Here is a 16187-nt window from a genome sequence, read left to right as displayed (position 1 = left end):
GTGGCCCCGCGCCGCTCCGACCGCACGCCGGTCAAGTCCCGCCCGAATCCCCTGGACCAGGCGAAGATCACATACATCGACTACAAGGACACCGACCTCCTGCGGAAGTTCGTCTCGGACCGCGGCAAGATCCGCAGCCGCCGGGTCACCCGGGTGTCGGCGCAGCAGCAGCGTCTGCTCGCGCGTGCGATCAAGAACGCGCGGGAGATGGCGCTGCTGCCGTACGCGTCGTCGGCGCGCTGACGCGGCGCGCGGGGGACATAGCTGCCCGGGGTGGTCCGGCGGTCACCCCGGGGGACAACGAAGACGCCGAGGTCCTCGGCGCGACCGGCCTCCCGGAACACCTCAGGGTGTTCCGGGAGGCCGGTCCCGTTTCCGGGGCGGGAGCGGATGCTCCGCGTCCGCCGGGGCGGCCGGGACCCGAGGGGGCGCGCACCGGACAATTGCCTGAACCCGGGAGCCGGAACGGCGTGGAGCGCGTCTCTTTCTCATGCACGAGGGTTTCGATCCGGACGACCCCGCCCGCCGGATCGGCTGTAACCGAGGAACCACCCCGCGTGCACGTGCATCTGCTCATGCATCGGCATATGAACACAGCTATGATCCGGGACAGTTGACACTTGCACCTTGTAACTCGGGGAGCGACCTGTGCACGACGTGTACAACGGCATGGCGGCCACAGAGCTTCACGGGGTCGTCTGGCAGAAGAGCAGGCACAGCAACTCCCAGGGCTCATGCGTGGAGTTCGCGAAACTGCCTGGTGGGGACGTTGCGGTGCGCAATTCGCGCTACCCGGACGGGCCCGCGCTGGTCTATACGCCGGCGGAGATAGAAGCGCTGCTGCTCGGCGTCAAGGATGGGGAGTTCGACCATCTGGCAAAGAGCTAGCCCCCGGCCCTCATAAGGGCCGGGGGCTCAACAGGGTCGTACCGCCGAGCCGTCGTCACTCCGAGGGCAGGCGGAACATCGCCCAGACGACCTTCCCGGTCAGCGGGCCGGTCAGCGGGTGCCAGCCCCAGCTGTCGCTGAAGGAATCGACGAGGAACAGGCCCCGGCCGGATTCGGCGGAGTCCTCGGCCTCACCCTCGACCGGACTCTCCTGGCTGGGATCGCGCACGGCGCACACCAGCCGGCTCGTCCAGCGCATCAGATGCAGCCGTACGGCCGGTTCCTGCTCGCGCGGGGTGTCCGCGGGAAGGGCGTGCCGCAGCGCGTTCGTGACGAGTTCGGAGACGACGAGGGCGACGTCGTCGAAACGGTCGGACAGCTCCCACTGGGTCAGCGTCCTGCTGGTGAACTTCCGGGCGCCGCGCACGGCTTCGTAGCGTGCGGGCAGGGCGCAGGAGGCGGAGCTGGAGACGGCCGCGGGATCGATAGGCGGAAGCCCCTGCCGTAACGGCTCGAGCATGGTCGATCCATTCGTCCCCATGCGAGGCACTCCCCCGGGAATCGCGGCTGTGGCGCTACAACACGAACGAGCACGAACGAGTACGCAGGTGCGCGGGGACCATGGTTCCGAATGCGGTAGGCAGATGCAAGGGCAGATGCACGTGCACGCGCCCGCCCTGTCCCGCCCCGTGCCGGTTCACGCTCATTTCTTCCTCGCGCTTCTTTCGCTCCCTTCCCAAAGCCTTCCCATTTCCGTAATCGAATGAGTACGGGCTGAAGCGTTTTGGTGGCAGAATCCGGGGCTCGGGGTTCGGGGGTACTCCGTGACACCGAAGCGAAGGGGAGGGTTGGAGACGTGACCGCAGTGGAGTCGAGCGGCAGTGTGGTGCGGCGCATCCTGCTGGGCTCACAGCTGAGGCGGCTCCGGGAGTCGCGCGGCATCACCCGCGAGGCCGCCGGCTACTCCATCCGCGCATCCGAATCCAAGATCAGCCGTATGGAGTTGGGAAGGGTGAGCTTCAAGGCCAGGGACGTCGAGGACCTCCTCACGCTCTACGGCGTCACGGACGAGGCGGAGCGCGACTCGCTGCTCGGCCTCGCCCGGGAGGCCAATGTGGCGGGCTGGTGGCACAGCTTCGGCGATGTGCTGCCGGGCTGGTTCCAGACGTACATCGGCCTGGAGGGTGCCGCCTCGCTCATCCGTATCTACGAGGTCCAGTTCGTCCACGGACTGCTGCAGACCGAGGCGTACGCGCACGCGGTCGTCTCGCGCGGTATGCCGCACGCGCCGCGCGCCGAGATCGACCGCCGGGTCGCGCTGCGCCTGGAGCGGCAGAAGGCGCTCGTCTCCGAGCGCGCGCCGCGCTTCCACGCCGTGCTGGACGAGGCCGCGCTGCGCAGGCCGTACGGCGACCGGTCCGTGATGCAGGGCCAGTTGCGGCATCTGATCGAGATCTCCGAGCAGTCGAACATCACCCTTCAGGTGATGCCGTTCAGCTTCGGCGGCCACGCCGGTGAGTCCGGGGCGTTCACGATGCTGCGCTTCCCGGAGTCGGACCTCTCCGACATCGTGTATCTGGAGCAATTGACCAGCGCCCTGTACCTCGACAAGCGTGAAGAGGTAGCACAGTACGAACGGGTGATGGAGCGCCTCCAGGAGGACAGTCCGGGTCCTGCCGAGAGCCGGGACCTCCTCCGCGGTCTCCTTCAACTCACGTAATACGACAGTACGATGACGTTCCATCAGGACTCTGCACCGTTTGCGCCTGCAGTAAGGGATCGAATGTCCTTCTTCACCGAACTGGCCCACCAGTACATCGACGGCGAGTGGCGGACCGGCAGCGGCTCGTGGGACATCATCGACTTCAACCCGTACAACGGTGAGAAGCTCGCCGCCATCACCGTGGCCACGGTCGCCGAGGTAGACCAGGCCTACCGGGCGGCGGACCGCGCGCAGCGCTCCTGGGCCGAGACCAATCCGTACACCAGAAGACTCGTCTTCGAACGCGCCCTGCGGATCACCGAGGAGCGCGAGGACGAGATCATCGACGCGATCATCGAGGAACTCGGCGGGACCCGGCTGAAGGCGCTGTACGAGGTCCGGCTCGCCAAGGAGTTCCTGCGCGAGGCGATACAGCTGGCCGTGCGCCCCGAGGGCCGGATCCTGCCCTCCCCGGTGGACGGCAAGGAGAACCGCCTCTACCGCCTGCCCGTCGGCGTCATAGGCGTCATCAGCCCGTACAACTTCCCCTTCCTGGTGACCCTCAAGTCGGTCGCGCCCGCGCTGGCGCTCGGCAACGCGGTGGTCATCAAGCCCAACCAGAACACCCCGGTGGTCGGCGGCGGGCTGATCGCGCGGATCTTCGAGGACGCGGGGCTGCCGCCCGGCCTGCTGAACGTCCTGGTCACCGATATCGCCGAGATCGGCGACGCGCTCATCGAGCACCCCGTCCCCAAGGTGATCTCCTTCGCCGGCTCCGACCGGGTCGGCCGCCATGTCGGCGCGATAGCCGGAAGCCACTTCAAGCGCTCGATCCTGGAACTGAGCGGCAACAGCGCGCTGGTCGTCCTCGAGGACGCCGATGTCGACTACGCCGTGGACGCCGCGGTGTTCAGCCGCTTCATCTACCAGGGGCAGGTCTGCACGGCCGCCAACCGAATACTGGTGGACCGTTCGCTGGAGGCGGAGTTCACCGAGAAGTTCACCAAGAAGGTGTCGGCGCTGCGGACCGGTGACCCGCGCGACCCGGAGACCCAGATCGGCCCCGTCATCAACAACTTCCAGGCGGAGGCGCTCTCCGGCCTCGTGGACCAGGCGTTGGCGGACGGTGCGACCGCGCTCGTGCGGGGGCGTACGCGCGGCAATCTCGTCGAGCCGACCGTGCTGGCGGGTCTGCCGGAGGACTCGCCGCTGCTGCGGCAGGAGATCTTCGGCCCGGTGGCGCTGCTCGTGTCCTTCGAGGGCGAGGAAGAGGCCGTACGGATGGCCAACGACAGTCCGTACGGGCTGAGCGGCGCCGTGCACACGCGGGACGTGGAGCGGGGCGTGCGGTTCGCCCGGCGGATCGCCACCGGCATGTTCCATGTGAACGACTCCACCATCCAGGACGAGCCGCTGGTGCCCTTCGGCGGAGAGAAGCTCTCCGGGACCGGCCGGCTCAACGGCGATGCGACGGTGGAGGCGTTCACCACCCAGAAGTGGGTCTCCGTGCAGCACGGCCGACCGCGATTTCCGCTGTAGACCTCACGGCGGTTCGTGGGCTTGAGGACAGAAGCTGACCGCAAGGGTCCGTAGCGTGTGAGGTGTCAGGGCGGCGGGAGATCTCACCGGATCCGACCGGATCTCACTGGATCTCACCAGAACTCACTGGAAGGCGGACATCATGGTCACTCACGTTCCCTCGGAGGCCCACGGCGACGAGCGCGGCGCGCTCATCAACTTTGTCGAGGCGCAGCGCGGCGCGATCCGCAGGTCCGTGCTCGGGCTGACCGAGGAGCAGGCGGCGAGCCGGCCGAGCGCCAGCGAGCTGTCCCTGTCCGGGCTGCTCAAGCACGTCGCCGAGGCCGAGCTGAACTGGCTGCGCCTCGCGCAGCAGCGGCCGAACGAGCGCGCGCGGACCCAGGAGACGTGGGGCGACAGCTTCCGGCTGGTCGACGGGGAGACGGTCCCGGAGACGCTCGCCTTCTGGGAAGGGGTGGCGAAGGAGACCGAGGAGTTCATCCGCGCGGTGCCGAGCCTGGACGACACCTTCCCGTTGCCCGAGGCGCCGTGGTTCCCCAAGGAGGGGGCGGTCTCGATGCGCTGGCTGATGCTGCATCTGGTCGAGGAGATCGGCCGGCATGCGGGCCACGCGGACGTCATCCGGGAGTCGCTCGACGGCAAGGGCGCCTTCGACCTGGTGGCCCTGGAGGGCGGCCGGGGCTAGGCGCCCCCTAGAAGCCGGTGTCCGCCCGCAGCTCCGCCAGCCGGGTCAGGTCGTCGCGCACCGACTCCCGTTCCTCCTCGGTGAGCCGGAGCTCGGCGGCCCGTGCCCGTTCCAGCAGCTCCCGTGCCAGGCCGTCGTCGTCCATCCGCCGGGCGATGTCCCCGCGCAGGATCAGCAGCCGCACGTGCTGTACGGGAGTGGGCTGCTCGTCCGCCGGCTGCAGCACTCGGTCGATGATCTTCGCCGCGCCCGGGAGGTCCTCCTTCGAGTCGGCGAAGAGCGTCCCCAGGTGCAGCGCGCGGGCGAAGGGCTCCTTGGGCACGGGGCGGTGGCTCATGTCCTCGGAGGTCTTCTGGCCGATCCGGATGCTGTTGCCGCCCGGATCGGCCATGACGAACTGCCGTACGCCGTACGACATGTTCTTGAGCGGCCCGATACGGGGCAGCCCGCGGTTCGGGATCCTCCCGTAGGCCTCCTTGAGCCCCGCGCGGAACGTCTCGTACAGCCCGTCGACGTCGTCGGTGAGGATGTAGCAGCCTGAGTAGGACTCCGCGGGGTCGTACCGCTTCATGCCGAAGAACTGCAGCTCCACGGGGCCGCGCTGGACGATCGCGTACGGGTACGGGCTCTTCTGCAGAAAAGTCGTCTCGAAACCCAGGGCGGTGTAGAAGTCGACCACCGGCTGGATCGTCTGGCACGGGAGCATGGGGATGGTCTTCTCGGTCATGCGCGGTAGTCTAGTCAAAGTTGATTAGAAGGGAACGGCTGATGTCAGCGATCCGCCTGCTCGTCCTCGGGGCCGTGCGCCAGCACGGCCGGGCGCACGGCTACCAGGTGCGCAACGACCTGGAGTACTGGGGCGCGCACGAATGGTCGAACGCCAAGCCCGGGTCGATCTATCACGCGCTGAAGCAGATGGCGAAGCAGGGGCTCCTGTACGCCCACGAGATCGCGCCGTCGACGGCCGGCGGTCCGCCGCGCACCGAGTACGAGATCACCGAGAAGGGCACCGCGGAGTTCCTCACGCTGCTGCGCGAGGCGCTGACCTCGTACGACCAGAAGATGGACGTGCTGTCGGCGGGCGTCGGCTTCATGGTCGACCTGGAGCGGCACGAGGCCGTGGAGCTGCTCCGGGAGCGGCTGCGACGCCTGGAGCAGTGGCGGACGTCGGTCACCGACTACTACACCCCGCAGGAGGGGCCGCAGCAGCTCGGACACATCGGCGAGATCATGCACATGTGGCTCCACTCGGCGGACGCTGGGGCCGAGTGGACGCGCGGCCTGATCGAGCGGATCGAGGGAGGGGCGTACACCTTCGCGGGGGAGGGGGAGCCCTTCGTGGGGGTGCTGCGGGAGGGGGAGGAGAACCCGTACGCGACGGGGGTGCCGCATGCCGGGGACGCGACCTGACCGTGTTCAGTGATGGAACGCCGTCGCGGCCGACTCGTCCCGCCCCAGCGGCTCCGTCTGCCGCCGCAGCTCCGGCAGCACCCGCCGCAGGTCCTCCAGGAGCAGCTCCGCCAGATCCGCCGAGAAGCCGTTGCGACAGACGATGCGCAGGACGGACAGGTCCTCCCGGTTCGCCGGGAAGGTGTACGCGGGCACCAGCCAGCCGTTCTCCCGCAGCCGCCGCGACACGTCGAAGACGTCGAAGTTCGTGACATCCGGCGCCGTCGTCAGGGCGAAGACCGGCAACTGGTCGCCGCGCGTGAGCAGCTGGAAGTCGCCCAGGGCCTCGATCCGGTCCGCCAGGCCGCACGCCACGTCCCGCGTCGTCTGCTGAACGGCCCGGTAGCCCTCGCGGCCGAGCCGTACGAAGGTGTAGTACTGCGCCGCCACCTGCGCGCCGGGCCGGGAGAAGTTCAGGGCGAACGTCGGCATGTCGCCGCCCAGGTAGTTGACCCGGAAGACCAGGTCCTCGGGGAGCTCTTCGGGCGAGCGCCACAGCGCCCATCCGACACCCGGGTAGACCAGTCCGTACTTGTGCCCCGAGGTGTTGATCGAGGAGACCCTCGGCAGCCGGAAGTCCCAGATCAGGTCCTCGTCCACGAAGGGCGCCACCATCGCGCCCGACGCCCCGTCCACGTGGACCGGGATGTCCAGGCCGGTCCGCTCCTGAACCGCGTCCAGCGCCGCGCAGAGCTCGGCGACGGGCTCGTACGACCCGTCGAAGGTCGAGCCGAGGACGGCGACGACACCGATCGTGTTCTCGTCGCACAGATCGGCCGCCGCCTGGGGGTCGAGATGGAAGCGGTCGCCCTCCATCGGTACGAGCCGCGCCTCCACCTCCCAGAAGTTGCAGAACTTCTCCCAGCAGACCTGCACGTTGACACCCATGACGAGATTCGGCCGGGCACCGGCGCCCGGGTACCGGCCGGCGTTGCGGACGGACCACCGCCGCTTGAGCGCCATCCCCGCGAGCATGCACGCCTCGCTCGACCCGGTCGTCGAACAGCCGACCGCCGACGCCGGGTCGGGTGCGTGCCAGAGGTCGGCGAGCATCGCGACGCAGCGCCGCTCCAGTTCGGCCGTCCGCGGGTACTCGTCCTTGTCGATCATGTTCTTGTCGCGGCAGTCCGCCATCAGCACCCCGGCCTGCGGCTCCATCCACGTCGTCACGAACGTGGCGAGGTTCAGCCGGGAGTTGCCGTCCAGCATCAGCTCGTCATGGACCAGCTGGTACGCCGTAGAGGGCGGGATCGGCCCGTCGGGCAGCCGGTGCTTCGGCGGCGCGGCGGTCATGTCACCGAGCGGGTTGGCCTCCCCGTAGAAGGGGTTGAGGGAGAGCCTGCGCAGCTCCTCGGTTTCCTCGCGGCGTGTGCCGCCCTTGTGCAGAGCCATGCCTGAGCACCTTTCGGGTCGGTTCGTTCCGGCTGTTGGTTCGGCCTTTGGTTCGGCTCTCGGTTCAGCGCAGTGGTGTGCCGTCGTCGCGGAGCTGCATCTGCTGGCGCCCGGTCACCAGCAGCCAGGCCGGCAGCGAGGCGACGCACAGCAGCGGGAGCACGTGCGGGTCGGCGGCCAGCACGGCGGCGGTGAACAGGCTCAGCCAGCCCTGCCGGGTCACCGCCAGCAGCACGCCGAGCACCGCGCAGACCACCCCGAGCGTCGGATGCACCTCGGGCACGAGCGCGCTGACGCCCAGCCCGAGGGCGACTCCGACGAACATGCTGGGAAAGATCCGGCCGCCCCGGAAGCCGCACGCCGCCGCGACCGTCAGCGCGGCCAGCTTGACCACCGTCATCAGCGCGTACTGCCCGGACGAGTAGCCCGAGGGATCGGCGGCCAGCTCCTTCACCTCGTCGAGGCCCTTGAACAGCGTCAGCTGCCCGCCCAGCGCCCCGAGCAGCCCCAGCACCAGCCCGCCCAGGCCGATCATCAGCACCGGGTGCCGGAGCTTGCGGAAGGCCGCGTGGACGTACGGCAGGGCGTACACGGCCGCCAGGCCCACCAGTGCCCCGAGCGACGACACCGCGAGTGCCGCCGGTACGTCCCCCCAGCGCGACCCGGAGAAATCGGGCAGTGACAGGTCGAACGTCGGATGGGCGATCAGTACGGTCGTCAGGGCCGCGGCCCCCGCCGCGATGAGCGGGCCGAACAGCTTGTCCCAGAGCGAGCCGGGGCCCGGCCGCGAGGTCATCGTCTCGGTGAGGATCAGCGCCGCCGCCACGGGCGTACCGAAGAGCGCCCCGACCGTGCCCGCGGCGGCCAGCATCACCCACAGCTCCGCGGACGAGCCGCGCATGGCCTTGCGGCCCAGCCAGACGGCGAGCGCGATGTTCGCGGCGGTGATGGGGTTCTCCGGGCCGAGACTGACCCCGCCGGCGAGCGCGAGCCCGGCCGCCAGCAGCAGCCCCGGCACCGCCGAGGGCGGGATCGGCGGATCGACGAGCCCCATGGTGGCGGGGTCGGGGCCGGCGTGCCCGTACACCTTCCACACCACGAGCCCCACGGCGATGCCCGTCGCCGTGAGGACGGTGATGATCCAGAGGGATGAGTACCCGCCGATCCCGAGCGCGTCCGGGAGGGTCTCCCACAGGACGTCCTTGAGCTTCTCCGAGGCGACGTTCACGGCGAGCAGGACGAGGCTGGAGGCGACGCCGACGACGAGCGAGGGGACGATCAGCGGCAGCAGCGCGCGCGCCGGGGTGGCCGCCGGAACGTGGTCGGTCGTCGTCACGGCCTCAAGATAGCCGGATGAATCCGGCAAATGCGGCCAATACCCTCATGTGTGGCTGTCTCGCGTACGGCATGTACGGCCACCTCAGGTGCGGGCGATCACCACGGCCGTGCCGTACGCGCACACCTCGGTCCCCACGTCCGCCGCCTCCGTCACATCGAAGCGGAACATCAGCACGGCGTTCGCACCCCGCGAGCGCGCCTGCTCGACCAGTCGGTCCATGGCCTGATTGCGGGTCTCCACGAGCGTCTTCGTCAGGCCCTTCAGCTCGCCGCCGATCATCGACTTCAGCCCGGCGCCGATCTGGCTGCCCAGATGCCGTGAGCGCACCGTCAGGCCGAAGACCTCGCCGATCACCTGCTGGACCTGGAAGCCGGGGACGTCGTTCGTGGTGACGACCAGCACATCGGAGTGCGGGCCCTGCCCGCCGCCGTAATCCTCGATGCCCATGGGGCACAGCTTCGTGCCGGTCCGCTCACCCCGCATCCCGAGAGGGTGGCCACTGGAACCCGACACGTTCAGAATGCGTTGATAGCTTTGGGCAGCCGACACGCCGATCGACTATCACCTCAGGAGCCCGGACCTCGTGAACACCCTTGCGCTCGGACCGAGCTGGCTGGACCCCGATTACCTGATCACGACGTTCGGTCTGATCGGCGTGCTGATCATCGTCTTCGCCGAGTCCGGTCTGCTGATCGGATTCTTCCTGCCGGGCGACTCGCTGCTGTTCACCACCGGTCTGCTGGTGACGACCGATGTGATCAAGCAGCCCCTCTGGGTGGTCTGCACGCTCGTCGTGCTCGCCGCGATCATCGGCGACCAGGTCGGCTATCTCTTCGGCCGCAAGGTCGGCCCGGCCCTCTTCAAGCGCCCGGACTCCCGGCTCTTCAAGCAGGAGAACGTGGAGAAGGCGCACGAGTTCTTCGAGAAGTACGGCCCGAAGTCGCTGGTCCTGGCCCGCTTCGTGCCCATCGTGCGGACGTTCACGCCGATCATCGCCGGTGTGAGCCGGATGAACTACCGCTCCTTCATCACGTTCAACATCATCGGCGGCGTGCTCTGGGGCGCGGGCGTCACGCTGCTCGGCGCCGCGCTGGGCAACGTCGAGTTCGTCCACAAGCACATCGAGGCGATCCTCATCGCCATCGTGCTCATCTCGGTGGTCCCGATCGCCATCGAGTTCCTGCGGGCCCGCTCGAAGAGCAAGAAGGAAGCCGCGAACGGCTCGGCCGAGGCGCAGCAGCAGGCCCCGCGCGGCCGCCACGCCAAGCGCTGATTCTTTTGAGGGCTCGGCTCTCCCCCTGCCTTCGGCGGGGGGACCCCCACCGGGGCGCTTGAGTCCCTGTCGACGGTCGATCGTGCTCGGTCCTTCGTTCCTCAGGACCTCCGCGCTCCCCCAGCTACCGCTGGGAGGTGCCCCTACTCCCTTTCGACAGGGGCGCGCCCCTTTGGCTCACTCGCCCGGGGCGCCGGCCATCAGAAGCCGCGCGTCCGCTTGGCCGCGCGGCGCGTCGCGCCGCTGACCGCGCCCGGCTGGCGGATGAACAGCCGGGAGATCTCCCCGCCCAGGTTCACACCGATCGCGATGGCGATCGCCAGCGCCGCCGCGCTGGTGAGCGAGACGAGCCCCGCGTCCAGCCGGTTCTGGGCGATCGCGAGCAGTCCGAAGTACGTCGCCGAGCCCGGCAGCAGCGGGCCGATCGCCGCCGTGACGTACGGGAGGGCGGAGGCGAACTGGTAACGGGAGAACAGCTGGCCGAAGAGGCCGACCAGACCGGCCGCCACAGCGGTCGAGGGCACCGGCGGGATCCCGCCCGCGTAGTGCATCGCCCCGTAGATCACCCAGGCGACTCCGCCGTTCAGGGTCACCATCAGCACAGTGGAACGTTCCTGCTGGAGCAGGATCGCGAAGGTGAGGCAGAGCACCATCGAGGCCGCGATCTGCACCGCCGGCCGCTCGGTGATCGTCAGCGCCGCGTCCGGATCGAGTTTGGCGTCCAGCTGTACGCCCAGATACAGCACCAGCAGGACGCCGACGACGATGCCGACGAAGAGGTACATGACCTCCAGCAGCCGGGCGGCGGCGGTGATGTAGAAGCCCGTCAGACCGTCCTGTACGCCCGCGACCAGGGCCCGCCCCGGCAGCAGCGCGAACAGCCCACCGGTGATCACCGCGGAGGCCCGTACCTCGGCGTGCGCCAGGGTCAGTACGACCCCCATCGCGGCCGGTGGCATCGCCGCCGCCACGAACTGGTAGAACTCCGGCAGCCCGCGCCCCGCGAACAGCCACGCCAGCCGGTCGCCGAGCATCGCCCCGATCGCCGCCGCGACGAAGACGAACAGATCACCGCCGACCAGCGTGGAGGCGGCCCCGGCGAGCAGCCCGCTCGCGCCCGTGAGCACCCAGCCCGGGTAGGGGTGCCGGTTGCGCCGGATCTCCGCGAGCCGCCGGTAGGCCTCCTCCAGGGAGACCTCGACGTCCGGCGAGCTGATGTCCGCGACCAGCCGGAACACGGCCGCCAGCCGGGTGTAGTCGGTGGCCCGCCTGCGCACCGTACGGCTGGACGTCACCGGGTCGTCCACCAACGACGGCTGGTAGGAGATCGACAGCAGCGTGAACGTGACGGTGGGCTCGCAGCGGTCCAGACCGTACGCGTGCGTGACGGCGAACATCGCCGCCTCCACGTCCTCCGCGCCCTCGCCGCCCGCGAGCAGCAGCTCGCCGATACGCAGCGTCAGGTCGAGCACGCGCGGCACGGCGGGCCCGGCCTCGTCCTGACGCTGCACCGTCTCCGGCACCGGCCGCTCGCTGACCGGCATCCGCAGCATCGTGCGCATCCGGTCCTGCCACGGCGCGTCCTTGGACAGCTTGACCACGGGGACGCCGTAGGCCGGGGTGAAGGCGGGCGGCGAGTGTTTGGCGCTGTACGTCGACGGCGGGGCGAACGCGGACCCCTCGGCCTCCGCCGGGGGCTCCGCGGACAGGCCCTCGGGGACGGCGAACTCGGAGGACGGATGGTCCTCCTCGGGCGGGCCGGGCGGCTCCACGCCATGAGGCGGCGTGAAAGCGCTGTGCGCCTCGTCCGACTGCGGCTTCCGGTCCTCCTCAGGACCTTCCGGCTCCGCCACCGCTCCTCCCTCTTTCGGGGCTCGGTTCTCCCCCTGCCTTCGGTGGGGGGACCCCCACCGGGGCGCTCAACCATGCGTCGACGGTCGATCGTGCTCGGTCGGTCCTTCGTTCCTCAGGACCTCCGCGCGTTCTCCCTTTCGGCGCCCGCGCGCCCCTGCGGCTCACTCGCCCAGGCTCGTCGTGCGGCCAGTATGCGACGGGCGGTACACCCCCGCGTTGGGGGTGCACCGCCCGTCAAGTCGAAAACGCGTGCGCGTCAGTGCGCGCCGCCCTGCGCCTCAAGGCGCTTGTAGGAGGCCTCGATCTCGGCCTCGGCCTCGGCGCGGCCGACCCAGTTGGCGCCCTCGACGGACTTGCCCGGCTCCAGGTCCTTGTAGACCTCGAAGAAGTGCTGGATCTCCAGGCGGTCGAACTCGGACACGTGGTGGATGTCCCGCAGGTGCTCGACACGCGGGTCGGACGCGGGCACGCACAGCAGCTTGTCGTCGCCGCCGGCCTCGTCCGTCATCCGGAACATGCCGATGGCGCGGCACTTGATCAGGCAGCCGGGGAACGTCGGCTCGTCCAGGATGACCAGGGCGTCCAGCGGGTCGCCGTCCTCGCCCAGGGTGTTCTCGACGAAGCCGTAGTCGGCCGGGTAGCTGGTCGAGGTGAAGAGGCGACGGTCCAGACGGATCCGGCCGGTCTCGTGGTCCACCTCGTACTTGTTCCGCGACCCCTTCGGGATCTCGATGGTGACGTCGAACTCCACGGGTGGCACTCCTCCATGATCAACACATATGTCGTTGCGGCAAGGCGCGCGATACCGCGCAGTGATTAAGTGTCCCCTACGCACCTGAGTGATCGCGAAAGGGGCTGGTCAGGGGTGACCGACCGAAGAACATGGCAGCTCACGGCAGGCGCGGCCGGGGTCGGCCTCGCCATCGCGGCCGGGGCGGTGACCGCGGCCGGTCCCTGGGACTCCGGTCAGCGTACGGCGGAGCGTGACCGCGCCGCCGCTCCGGGCCGTACAGGTGGCGCACATCACCAGCCGGTACGTTCCACGGCACCGCCGGGGCCCGCGCCGGCCCCCAGCGCCCCGGGCGTCCTCCCCGCCGCCGCGAGACCGGCGGCCCTGCCCGCCCCCGTGGCCAAGGCCCTCGCACCCCTGATGAAGGACCGGGGGCTCGGCCCGGTCGTCTCCGTGTCGGTCGTCGACGCCGCCACCGGGAAGGCGCTGTACGGGAAGCAGGCGGGCGTCCCGATGACCCCCGCCTCCACGGTCAAGATCGCCACCGCCGTGGCCGTGCTCGCCGCCGTCGGCCCCGCCCACCGCATCCCCACCACCGTCGTCGCGGCCCCGGACCACCGCTCGATCACCCTCGTCGGCGGCGGCGACCCCACGCTCGACGAGGCCCGGCTGCGGGCCCTGGCCGACTCGACGGCGCACGCGCTGCGCGAGCACGGGGTCAGCACCGTCCGGCTGGCGTACGACACCTCGCTCTACAAGGGCGCCGTCCGGCACCCCATCGGGGTGAACCCGAACATCGCCCCCATCACTCCCCTGGCGCTCAACGAGGGCCGCCTCGACTCGTCCACCAGCGGCCCGGCGCCGCGCAGCGCCGATCCGGCGCGGGACGCCGCGGTCGCCTTCGTCGGGATGCTCAGCGTGCGCGGCATCAACACCGAGGCGGGGCCGGTCCGGGCCGTTCGGCCGGCCAAGAGCGTCCTTCTCGCCAGGACGCACTCCGCGCCCGTGGGGGCGCTGGTCGAGCGGATGCTCACGAACAGCGACAACGACATCGCCGAGGCGCTGGCCCGGCAGGCCGCGATTGCCAGCGGCCGGCCCGCGAGCGCCGCGGGAGCGGGGGCCGCGGTCGCGGCGCGGCTCAAAGGGCTGAAGCTCCCGCTGGCCGGGGCCCGGTTCGCCGACGCCTGCGGACTCAACCGCGCCGACAAGGTCTCCGCGTCCCTCCTCACCGCCCTCCTCGCCCGCGCCGCGGACCCCGCCCACCCCCGACTGCGCCCGGCCCTCACCGGCCTCCCGGTCGCGGGCTTCACCGGCACCCTCAGCGACCGCCCCGCGGCCGCCGGCGCCGGCCTCGTACGCGCCAAGACGGGCTCCCTCACCGGCGTCGACACCCTGGCCGGCACGGTCGTCACCCCGGGCGGCCGCCTCCTCGCCTTCGCCTTCCTGGCCGGCAAAACCCCGCACTACGGCGCGGGCCGCCCGGCCCTGGACCGCATGGCGGCGTCCTTGGCACGCTGACGGCGCGGCTCGCCCACCGCCCTCGGGCCTGCGGGCGTGCTGGTAGGACTCCGCACTACGGCGCGGCGCCGCCGGGCCTGGGCCGCGTGGGCGGCGTCCTTGGCGCGGTGAGGGTGCGTCGGGTCTACCGCCCTGGGGCATGCGGTGCCGCGGTGACGGCGCGGCTCGCTCGCTGCCTGGCGGGCCTGCGTCGGCGCGGGTGATGAGGCGGCGCGGCCCTGGGCCGTATGGCGGCGTCCTTGGCGCGGTGACGGTCCGTCGCGCCCACCGCCCCTCGGCCCGCTGCCGACGGCCGGCGGCGCCGTGTGTGCCTCCATCCGCGGCGCGGAGCTGCCGTGGGCGGGGGGCCGGGGGCGGCAGCCCCCTGGTCCCGTCAGGGTTTCGGGAAGGGGTGGGGAGGGGCGATTCCCGGCCCCACCGGCCCGCACCCGGCCGGCGACGGCCACCCCCTCCACGGCCGGGGCCGGTGGCACCCACCGTGCCCGGTGCGCCAAGGGACCCGCCCCGGGAACCCGTCGTCCACAACCCGCTCGCGCGGCGGCGCCGACAACGTACCGTTGACCCATGACGAGCATCGGTGGTGCCGAGATGGTCGACTGGAACCTCGCGGCGGCGACCGCGACCCGACTCGTGCGGCCCGGACCGGAGGTCAGCCGGGACGAGGCGCGGGCCGTCGTCGCCGAGTTGCGGCGGCATGCCAGGGCCTCCGAGGAGCATGTCCGGGAGTTCACCCGGATGATCCCCGACGGGCACGAGCCCGAGGACACCCCGATCCTGGTCGTCGACCGGGCCGGCTGGGTCAGGGCGAACGTCGCGGGCTTCCGGGAGCTGCTGAAGCCCCTGCTGGACAAGATGCAGGAGCGCCGCTCCAGCACCGCCGGCGGGGCCATGCTCGGCGCCGTCGGCGGCAAGGTCACCGGCGTCGAGCTGGGCATGCTGCTGTCCTTCCTGGCCTCCCGCGTCCTCGGCCAGTACGAGACCTTCGCGCCGGTCACCCGCGACCTCCCGGGCGCCCCGGGCAGCGGCGGCCGCCTCCTCCTCGTCGCGCCGAACATCGTGCACGTCGAGCGCGAGATGGAGGTCGACCCGCACGACTTCCGGCTCTGGGTCTGCCTCCACGAGGAGACCCACCGCACCCAGTTCACCGCCGTGCCCTGGCTGCGTGACCACCTGGAGGGCGAGATCCAGTCGTTCCTCGCCGAGACCGACGTCGACCCCATGACCGTGCTGGAGCGGATGCGCGAGGCAGCCCAGTCGCTCGCCGGCGGCCGTCCGGAGGGCGAGCAGGACGAGGGCCGCTCCCTCGTGGAGATCGTCCAGACCCCCGAGCAGCGCGAGATCCTCGGGCGGCTGACGGCCGTGATGTCCCTGCTCGAAGGCCATGCGGACTTCGTGATGGACGGGGTCGGCCCGCAGGTCGTCCCCTCCGTCGCCGAGATCCGGGAGAAGTTCCAGCAGCGCCGCGCCCGTGGCGCGTCCCGCCTCGACATGGCGCTGCGCAGACTGCTCGGCCTCGACGCGAAACTGCGCCAGTACCGGGACGGCGAGCGCTTCGTCCGGGCCGTCGTCGGAGAGGTCGGAATGGAAGGGTTCAATCGGGTCTGGACCTCGCCGAACACGCTGCCCACCAAGGCGGAGATCGCCAAACCGGCGGACTGGGTCGCGAGGGTGCACCGTAAGGCAGACTCCTGAGCGCCGTGCGGCCGACGGCAGAAGGAAGCCCCCTCAATCACCCATCCGAGGGACCGTAGGCAATGGGTAGGCGTGCAATGCTCGGGGAACGGCCCGGTTCTGTCACCATCAACGCACTCTGAGTGA

Annotated in this window: 16 protein-coding genes; 9 read left to right on the top strand and 7 right to left on the bottom strand. The window is 70.6% G+C overall.

Annotated features, from left to right (window positions below; all coding sequences use genetic code 11):
• Positions 1 to 243: a 30S ribosomal protein S18 gene (rpsR, locus tag ABT342_RS12655; protein WP_351571239.1), complete on the top strand. Its 243-nt coding sequence runs from the start codon at positions 1 to 3 to the stop codon at positions 241 to 243.
• Positions 244 to 648: 405 nt separating this feature from the next.
• Positions 649 to 888 carry a DUF397 domain-containing protein gene (locus ABT342_RS12650; RefSeq protein ID WP_351571237.1) on the top strand — a complete coding sequence of 80 codons (240 nt, stop codon included), beginning with the start codon at positions 649 to 651 and terminating at the stop codon, positions 886 to 888.
• 55 nt (positions 889 to 943) lie between these two features.
• On the opposite strand, the gene ABT342_RS12645 is transcribed toward ABT342_RS12650, so the two are convergent.
• On the bottom strand, positions 944 to 1429 hold the full coding sequence (locus ABT342_RS12645) for an ATP-binding protein (protein WP_351571235.1): 486 nt from the start codon (positions 1427 to 1429) through the stop codon (positions 944 to 946).
• Positions 1430 to 1744: 315 nt separating this feature from the next.
• Between ABT342_RS12645 and ABT342_RS12640 the strand changes: the two genes are divergently transcribed.
• The 3 genes from ABT342_RS12640 to ABT342_RS12630 all read left to right on the top strand — a co-directional run bounded on the left by ABT342_RS12640 (position 1745) and on the right by ABT342_RS12630 (position 4814).
• Positions 1745 to 2608, top strand: a complete 864-nt coding sequence (locus ABT342_RS12640; protein ID WP_351571232.1) for a Sco1979 family transcriptional regulator — start codon at positions 1745 to 1747, stop codon at positions 2606 to 2608.
• Between the two features lie 63 nt (positions 2609 to 2671).
• Positions 2672 to 4129, top strand: coding sequence for an aldehyde dehydrogenase family protein (locus tag ABT342_RS12635; RefSeq protein WP_351571229.1), 1458 nt, complete (start codon positions 2672 to 2674; stop codon positions 4127 to 4129).
• Positions 4130 to 4271: 142 nt separating this feature from the next.
• Complete coding sequence (locus tag ABT342_RS12630) at positions 4272 to 4814, top strand: DinB family protein (RefSeq protein ID WP_351571226.1); 543 nt, start codon at positions 4272 to 4274, stop codon at positions 4812 to 4814.
• Between the two features lie 7 nt (positions 4815 to 4821).
• Here the strand turns inward: ABT342_RS12630 and ABT342_RS12625 are convergent, their stop codons facing one another.
• Positions 4822 to 5541 carry a bleomycin resistance protein gene (locus tag ABT342_RS12625; RefSeq protein WP_351571223.1) on the bottom strand — a complete coding sequence of 240 codons (720 nt, stop codon included), beginning with the start codon at positions 5539 to 5541 and terminating at the stop codon, positions 4822 to 4824.
• Positions 5542 to 5582: 41 nt separating this feature from the next.
• On the opposite strand from ABT342_RS12625, the gene ABT342_RS12620 reads away from it, so the two are divergent.
• The gene (locus ABT342_RS12620) at positions 5583 to 6224 is read left to right on the top strand and encodes a PadR family transcriptional regulator (RefSeq protein ID WP_351571220.1); all 642 of its coding nucleotides are present in this window, start codon (positions 5583 to 5585) and stop codon (positions 6222 to 6224) included.
• 6 nt (positions 6225 to 6230) lie between these two features.
• On the opposite strand, the gene gad is transcribed toward ABT342_RS12620, so the two are convergent.
• From gad to ABT342_RS12605, 3 genes are all read right to left on the bottom strand, one after another.
• On the bottom strand, positions 6231 to 7655 hold the full coding sequence (gene gad / locus ABT342_RS12615) for a glutamate decarboxylase (RefSeq protein WP_351571217.1): 1425 nt from the start codon (positions 7653 to 7655) through the stop codon (positions 6231 to 6233).
• A gap of 64 nt (positions 7656 to 7719) precedes the next feature.
• Positions 7720 to 8991: an ion channel protein gene (locus tag ABT342_RS12610; RefSeq protein ID WP_351571214.1), complete on the bottom strand. Its 1272-nt coding sequence runs from the start codon at positions 8989 to 8991 to the stop codon at positions 7720 to 7722.
• Positions 8992 to 9075: 84 nt separating this feature from the next.
• Positions 9076 to 9441, bottom strand: a complete 366-nt coding sequence (locus ABT342_RS12605; RefSeq protein WP_351571563.1) for a YbjQ family protein — start codon at positions 9439 to 9441, stop codon at positions 9076 to 9078.
• Between the two features lie 136 nt (positions 9442 to 9577).
• Between ABT342_RS12605 and ABT342_RS12600 the strand changes: the two genes are divergently transcribed.
• Positions 9578 to 10267 carry a DedA family protein gene (locus ABT342_RS12600; RefSeq protein ID WP_351571211.1) on the top strand — a complete coding sequence of 230 codons (690 nt, stop codon included), beginning with the start codon at positions 9578 to 9580 and terminating at the stop codon, positions 10265 to 10267.
• A gap of 200 nt (positions 10268 to 10467) precedes the next feature.
• Here the strand turns inward: ABT342_RS12600 and ABT342_RS12595 are convergent, their stop codons facing one another.
• Both ABT342_RS12595 and ABT342_RS12590 read right to left on the bottom strand, forming a co-directional pair.
• Positions 10468 to 12120 carry a threonine/serine exporter family protein gene (locus tag ABT342_RS12595; RefSeq protein ID WP_351571208.1) on the bottom strand — a complete coding sequence of 551 codons (1653 nt, stop codon included), beginning with the start codon at positions 12118 to 12120 and terminating at the stop codon, positions 10468 to 10470.
• A gap of 257 nt (positions 12121 to 12377) precedes the next feature.
• The gene (locus ABT342_RS12590; protein WP_019888410.1) at positions 12378 to 12872 is read right to left on the bottom strand and encodes an inorganic diphosphatase; all 495 of its coding nucleotides are present in this window, start codon (positions 12870 to 12872) and stop codon (positions 12378 to 12380) included.
• Positions 12873 to 12941: 69 nt separating this feature from the next.
• Here ABT342_RS12590 and dacB point away from each other — a divergent pair, with 69 nt between their 5' ends.
• Both dacB and ABT342_RS12580 read left to right on the top strand, forming a co-directional pair.
• Positions 12942 to 14369: a D-alanyl-D-alanine carboxypeptidase/D-alanyl-D-alanine endopeptidase gene (gene dacB, locus ABT342_RS12585; protein ID WP_502965520.1), complete on the top strand. Its 1428-nt coding sequence runs from the start codon at positions 12942 to 12944 to the stop codon at positions 14367 to 14369.
• Between the two features lie 564 nt (positions 14370 to 14933).
• Entirely contained in the window at positions 14934 to 16061 is a 1128-nt protein-coding gene (locus ABT342_RS12580; RefSeq protein WP_351571201.1) for an Rv3626c family coenzyme F420 biosynthesis-associated protein, read from the top strand.
• Positions 16062 to 16187: the final 126 nt, after the last annotated feature.

It is taken from the genome of Streptomyces sp. NPDC000410 (genome assembly GCF_040300305.1).
In the GTDB taxonomy this organism is placed as follows: Bacteria; Actinomycetota; Actinomycetes; order Streptomycetales; family Streptomycetaceae; genus Streptomyces.
This window is presented reverse-complemented; position numbering and strand designations above follow the sequence as displayed.

Bases quoted from the DNA above. Each gene is read 5' to 3' on its own strand.
- ABT342_RS12645 (WP_351571235.1), bottom strand. From the start codon at position 1,429: ATGGGGACGAATGGATCGACCATGCTCGAGCCGTTACGGCAGGGGCTT.
- ABT342_RS12635 (WP_351571229.1), top strand. From the start codon at position 2,672: ATGTCCTTCTTCACCGAACTGGCCCACCAGTACATCGACGGCGAGTGG.
- ABT342_RS12630 (WP_351571226.1), top strand. From the start codon at position 4,272: ATGGTCACTCACGTTCCCTCGGAGGCCCACGGCGACGAGCGCGGCGCG.
- ABT342_RS12625 (WP_351571223.1), bottom strand. From the start codon at position 5,541: ATGACCGAGAAGACCATCCCCATGCTCCCGTGCCAGACGATCCAGCCG.
- ABT342_RS12620 (WP_351571220.1), top strand. From the start codon at position 5,583: ATGTCAGCGATCCGCCTGCTCGTCCTCGGGGCCGTGCGCCAGCACGGC.
- gad (WP_351571217.1), bottom strand. From the start codon at position 7,655: ATGGCTCTGCACAAGGGCGGCACACGCCGCGAGGAAACCGAGGAGCTG.
- ABT342_RS12605 (WP_351571563.1), bottom strand. From the start codon at position 9,441: ATGGGCATCGAGGATTACGGCGGCGGGCAGGGCCCGCACTCCGATGTG.
- ABT342_RS12580 (WP_351571201.1), top strand. From the start codon at position 14,934: ATGACGAGCATCGGTGGTGCCGAGATGGTCGACTGGAACCTCGCGGCG.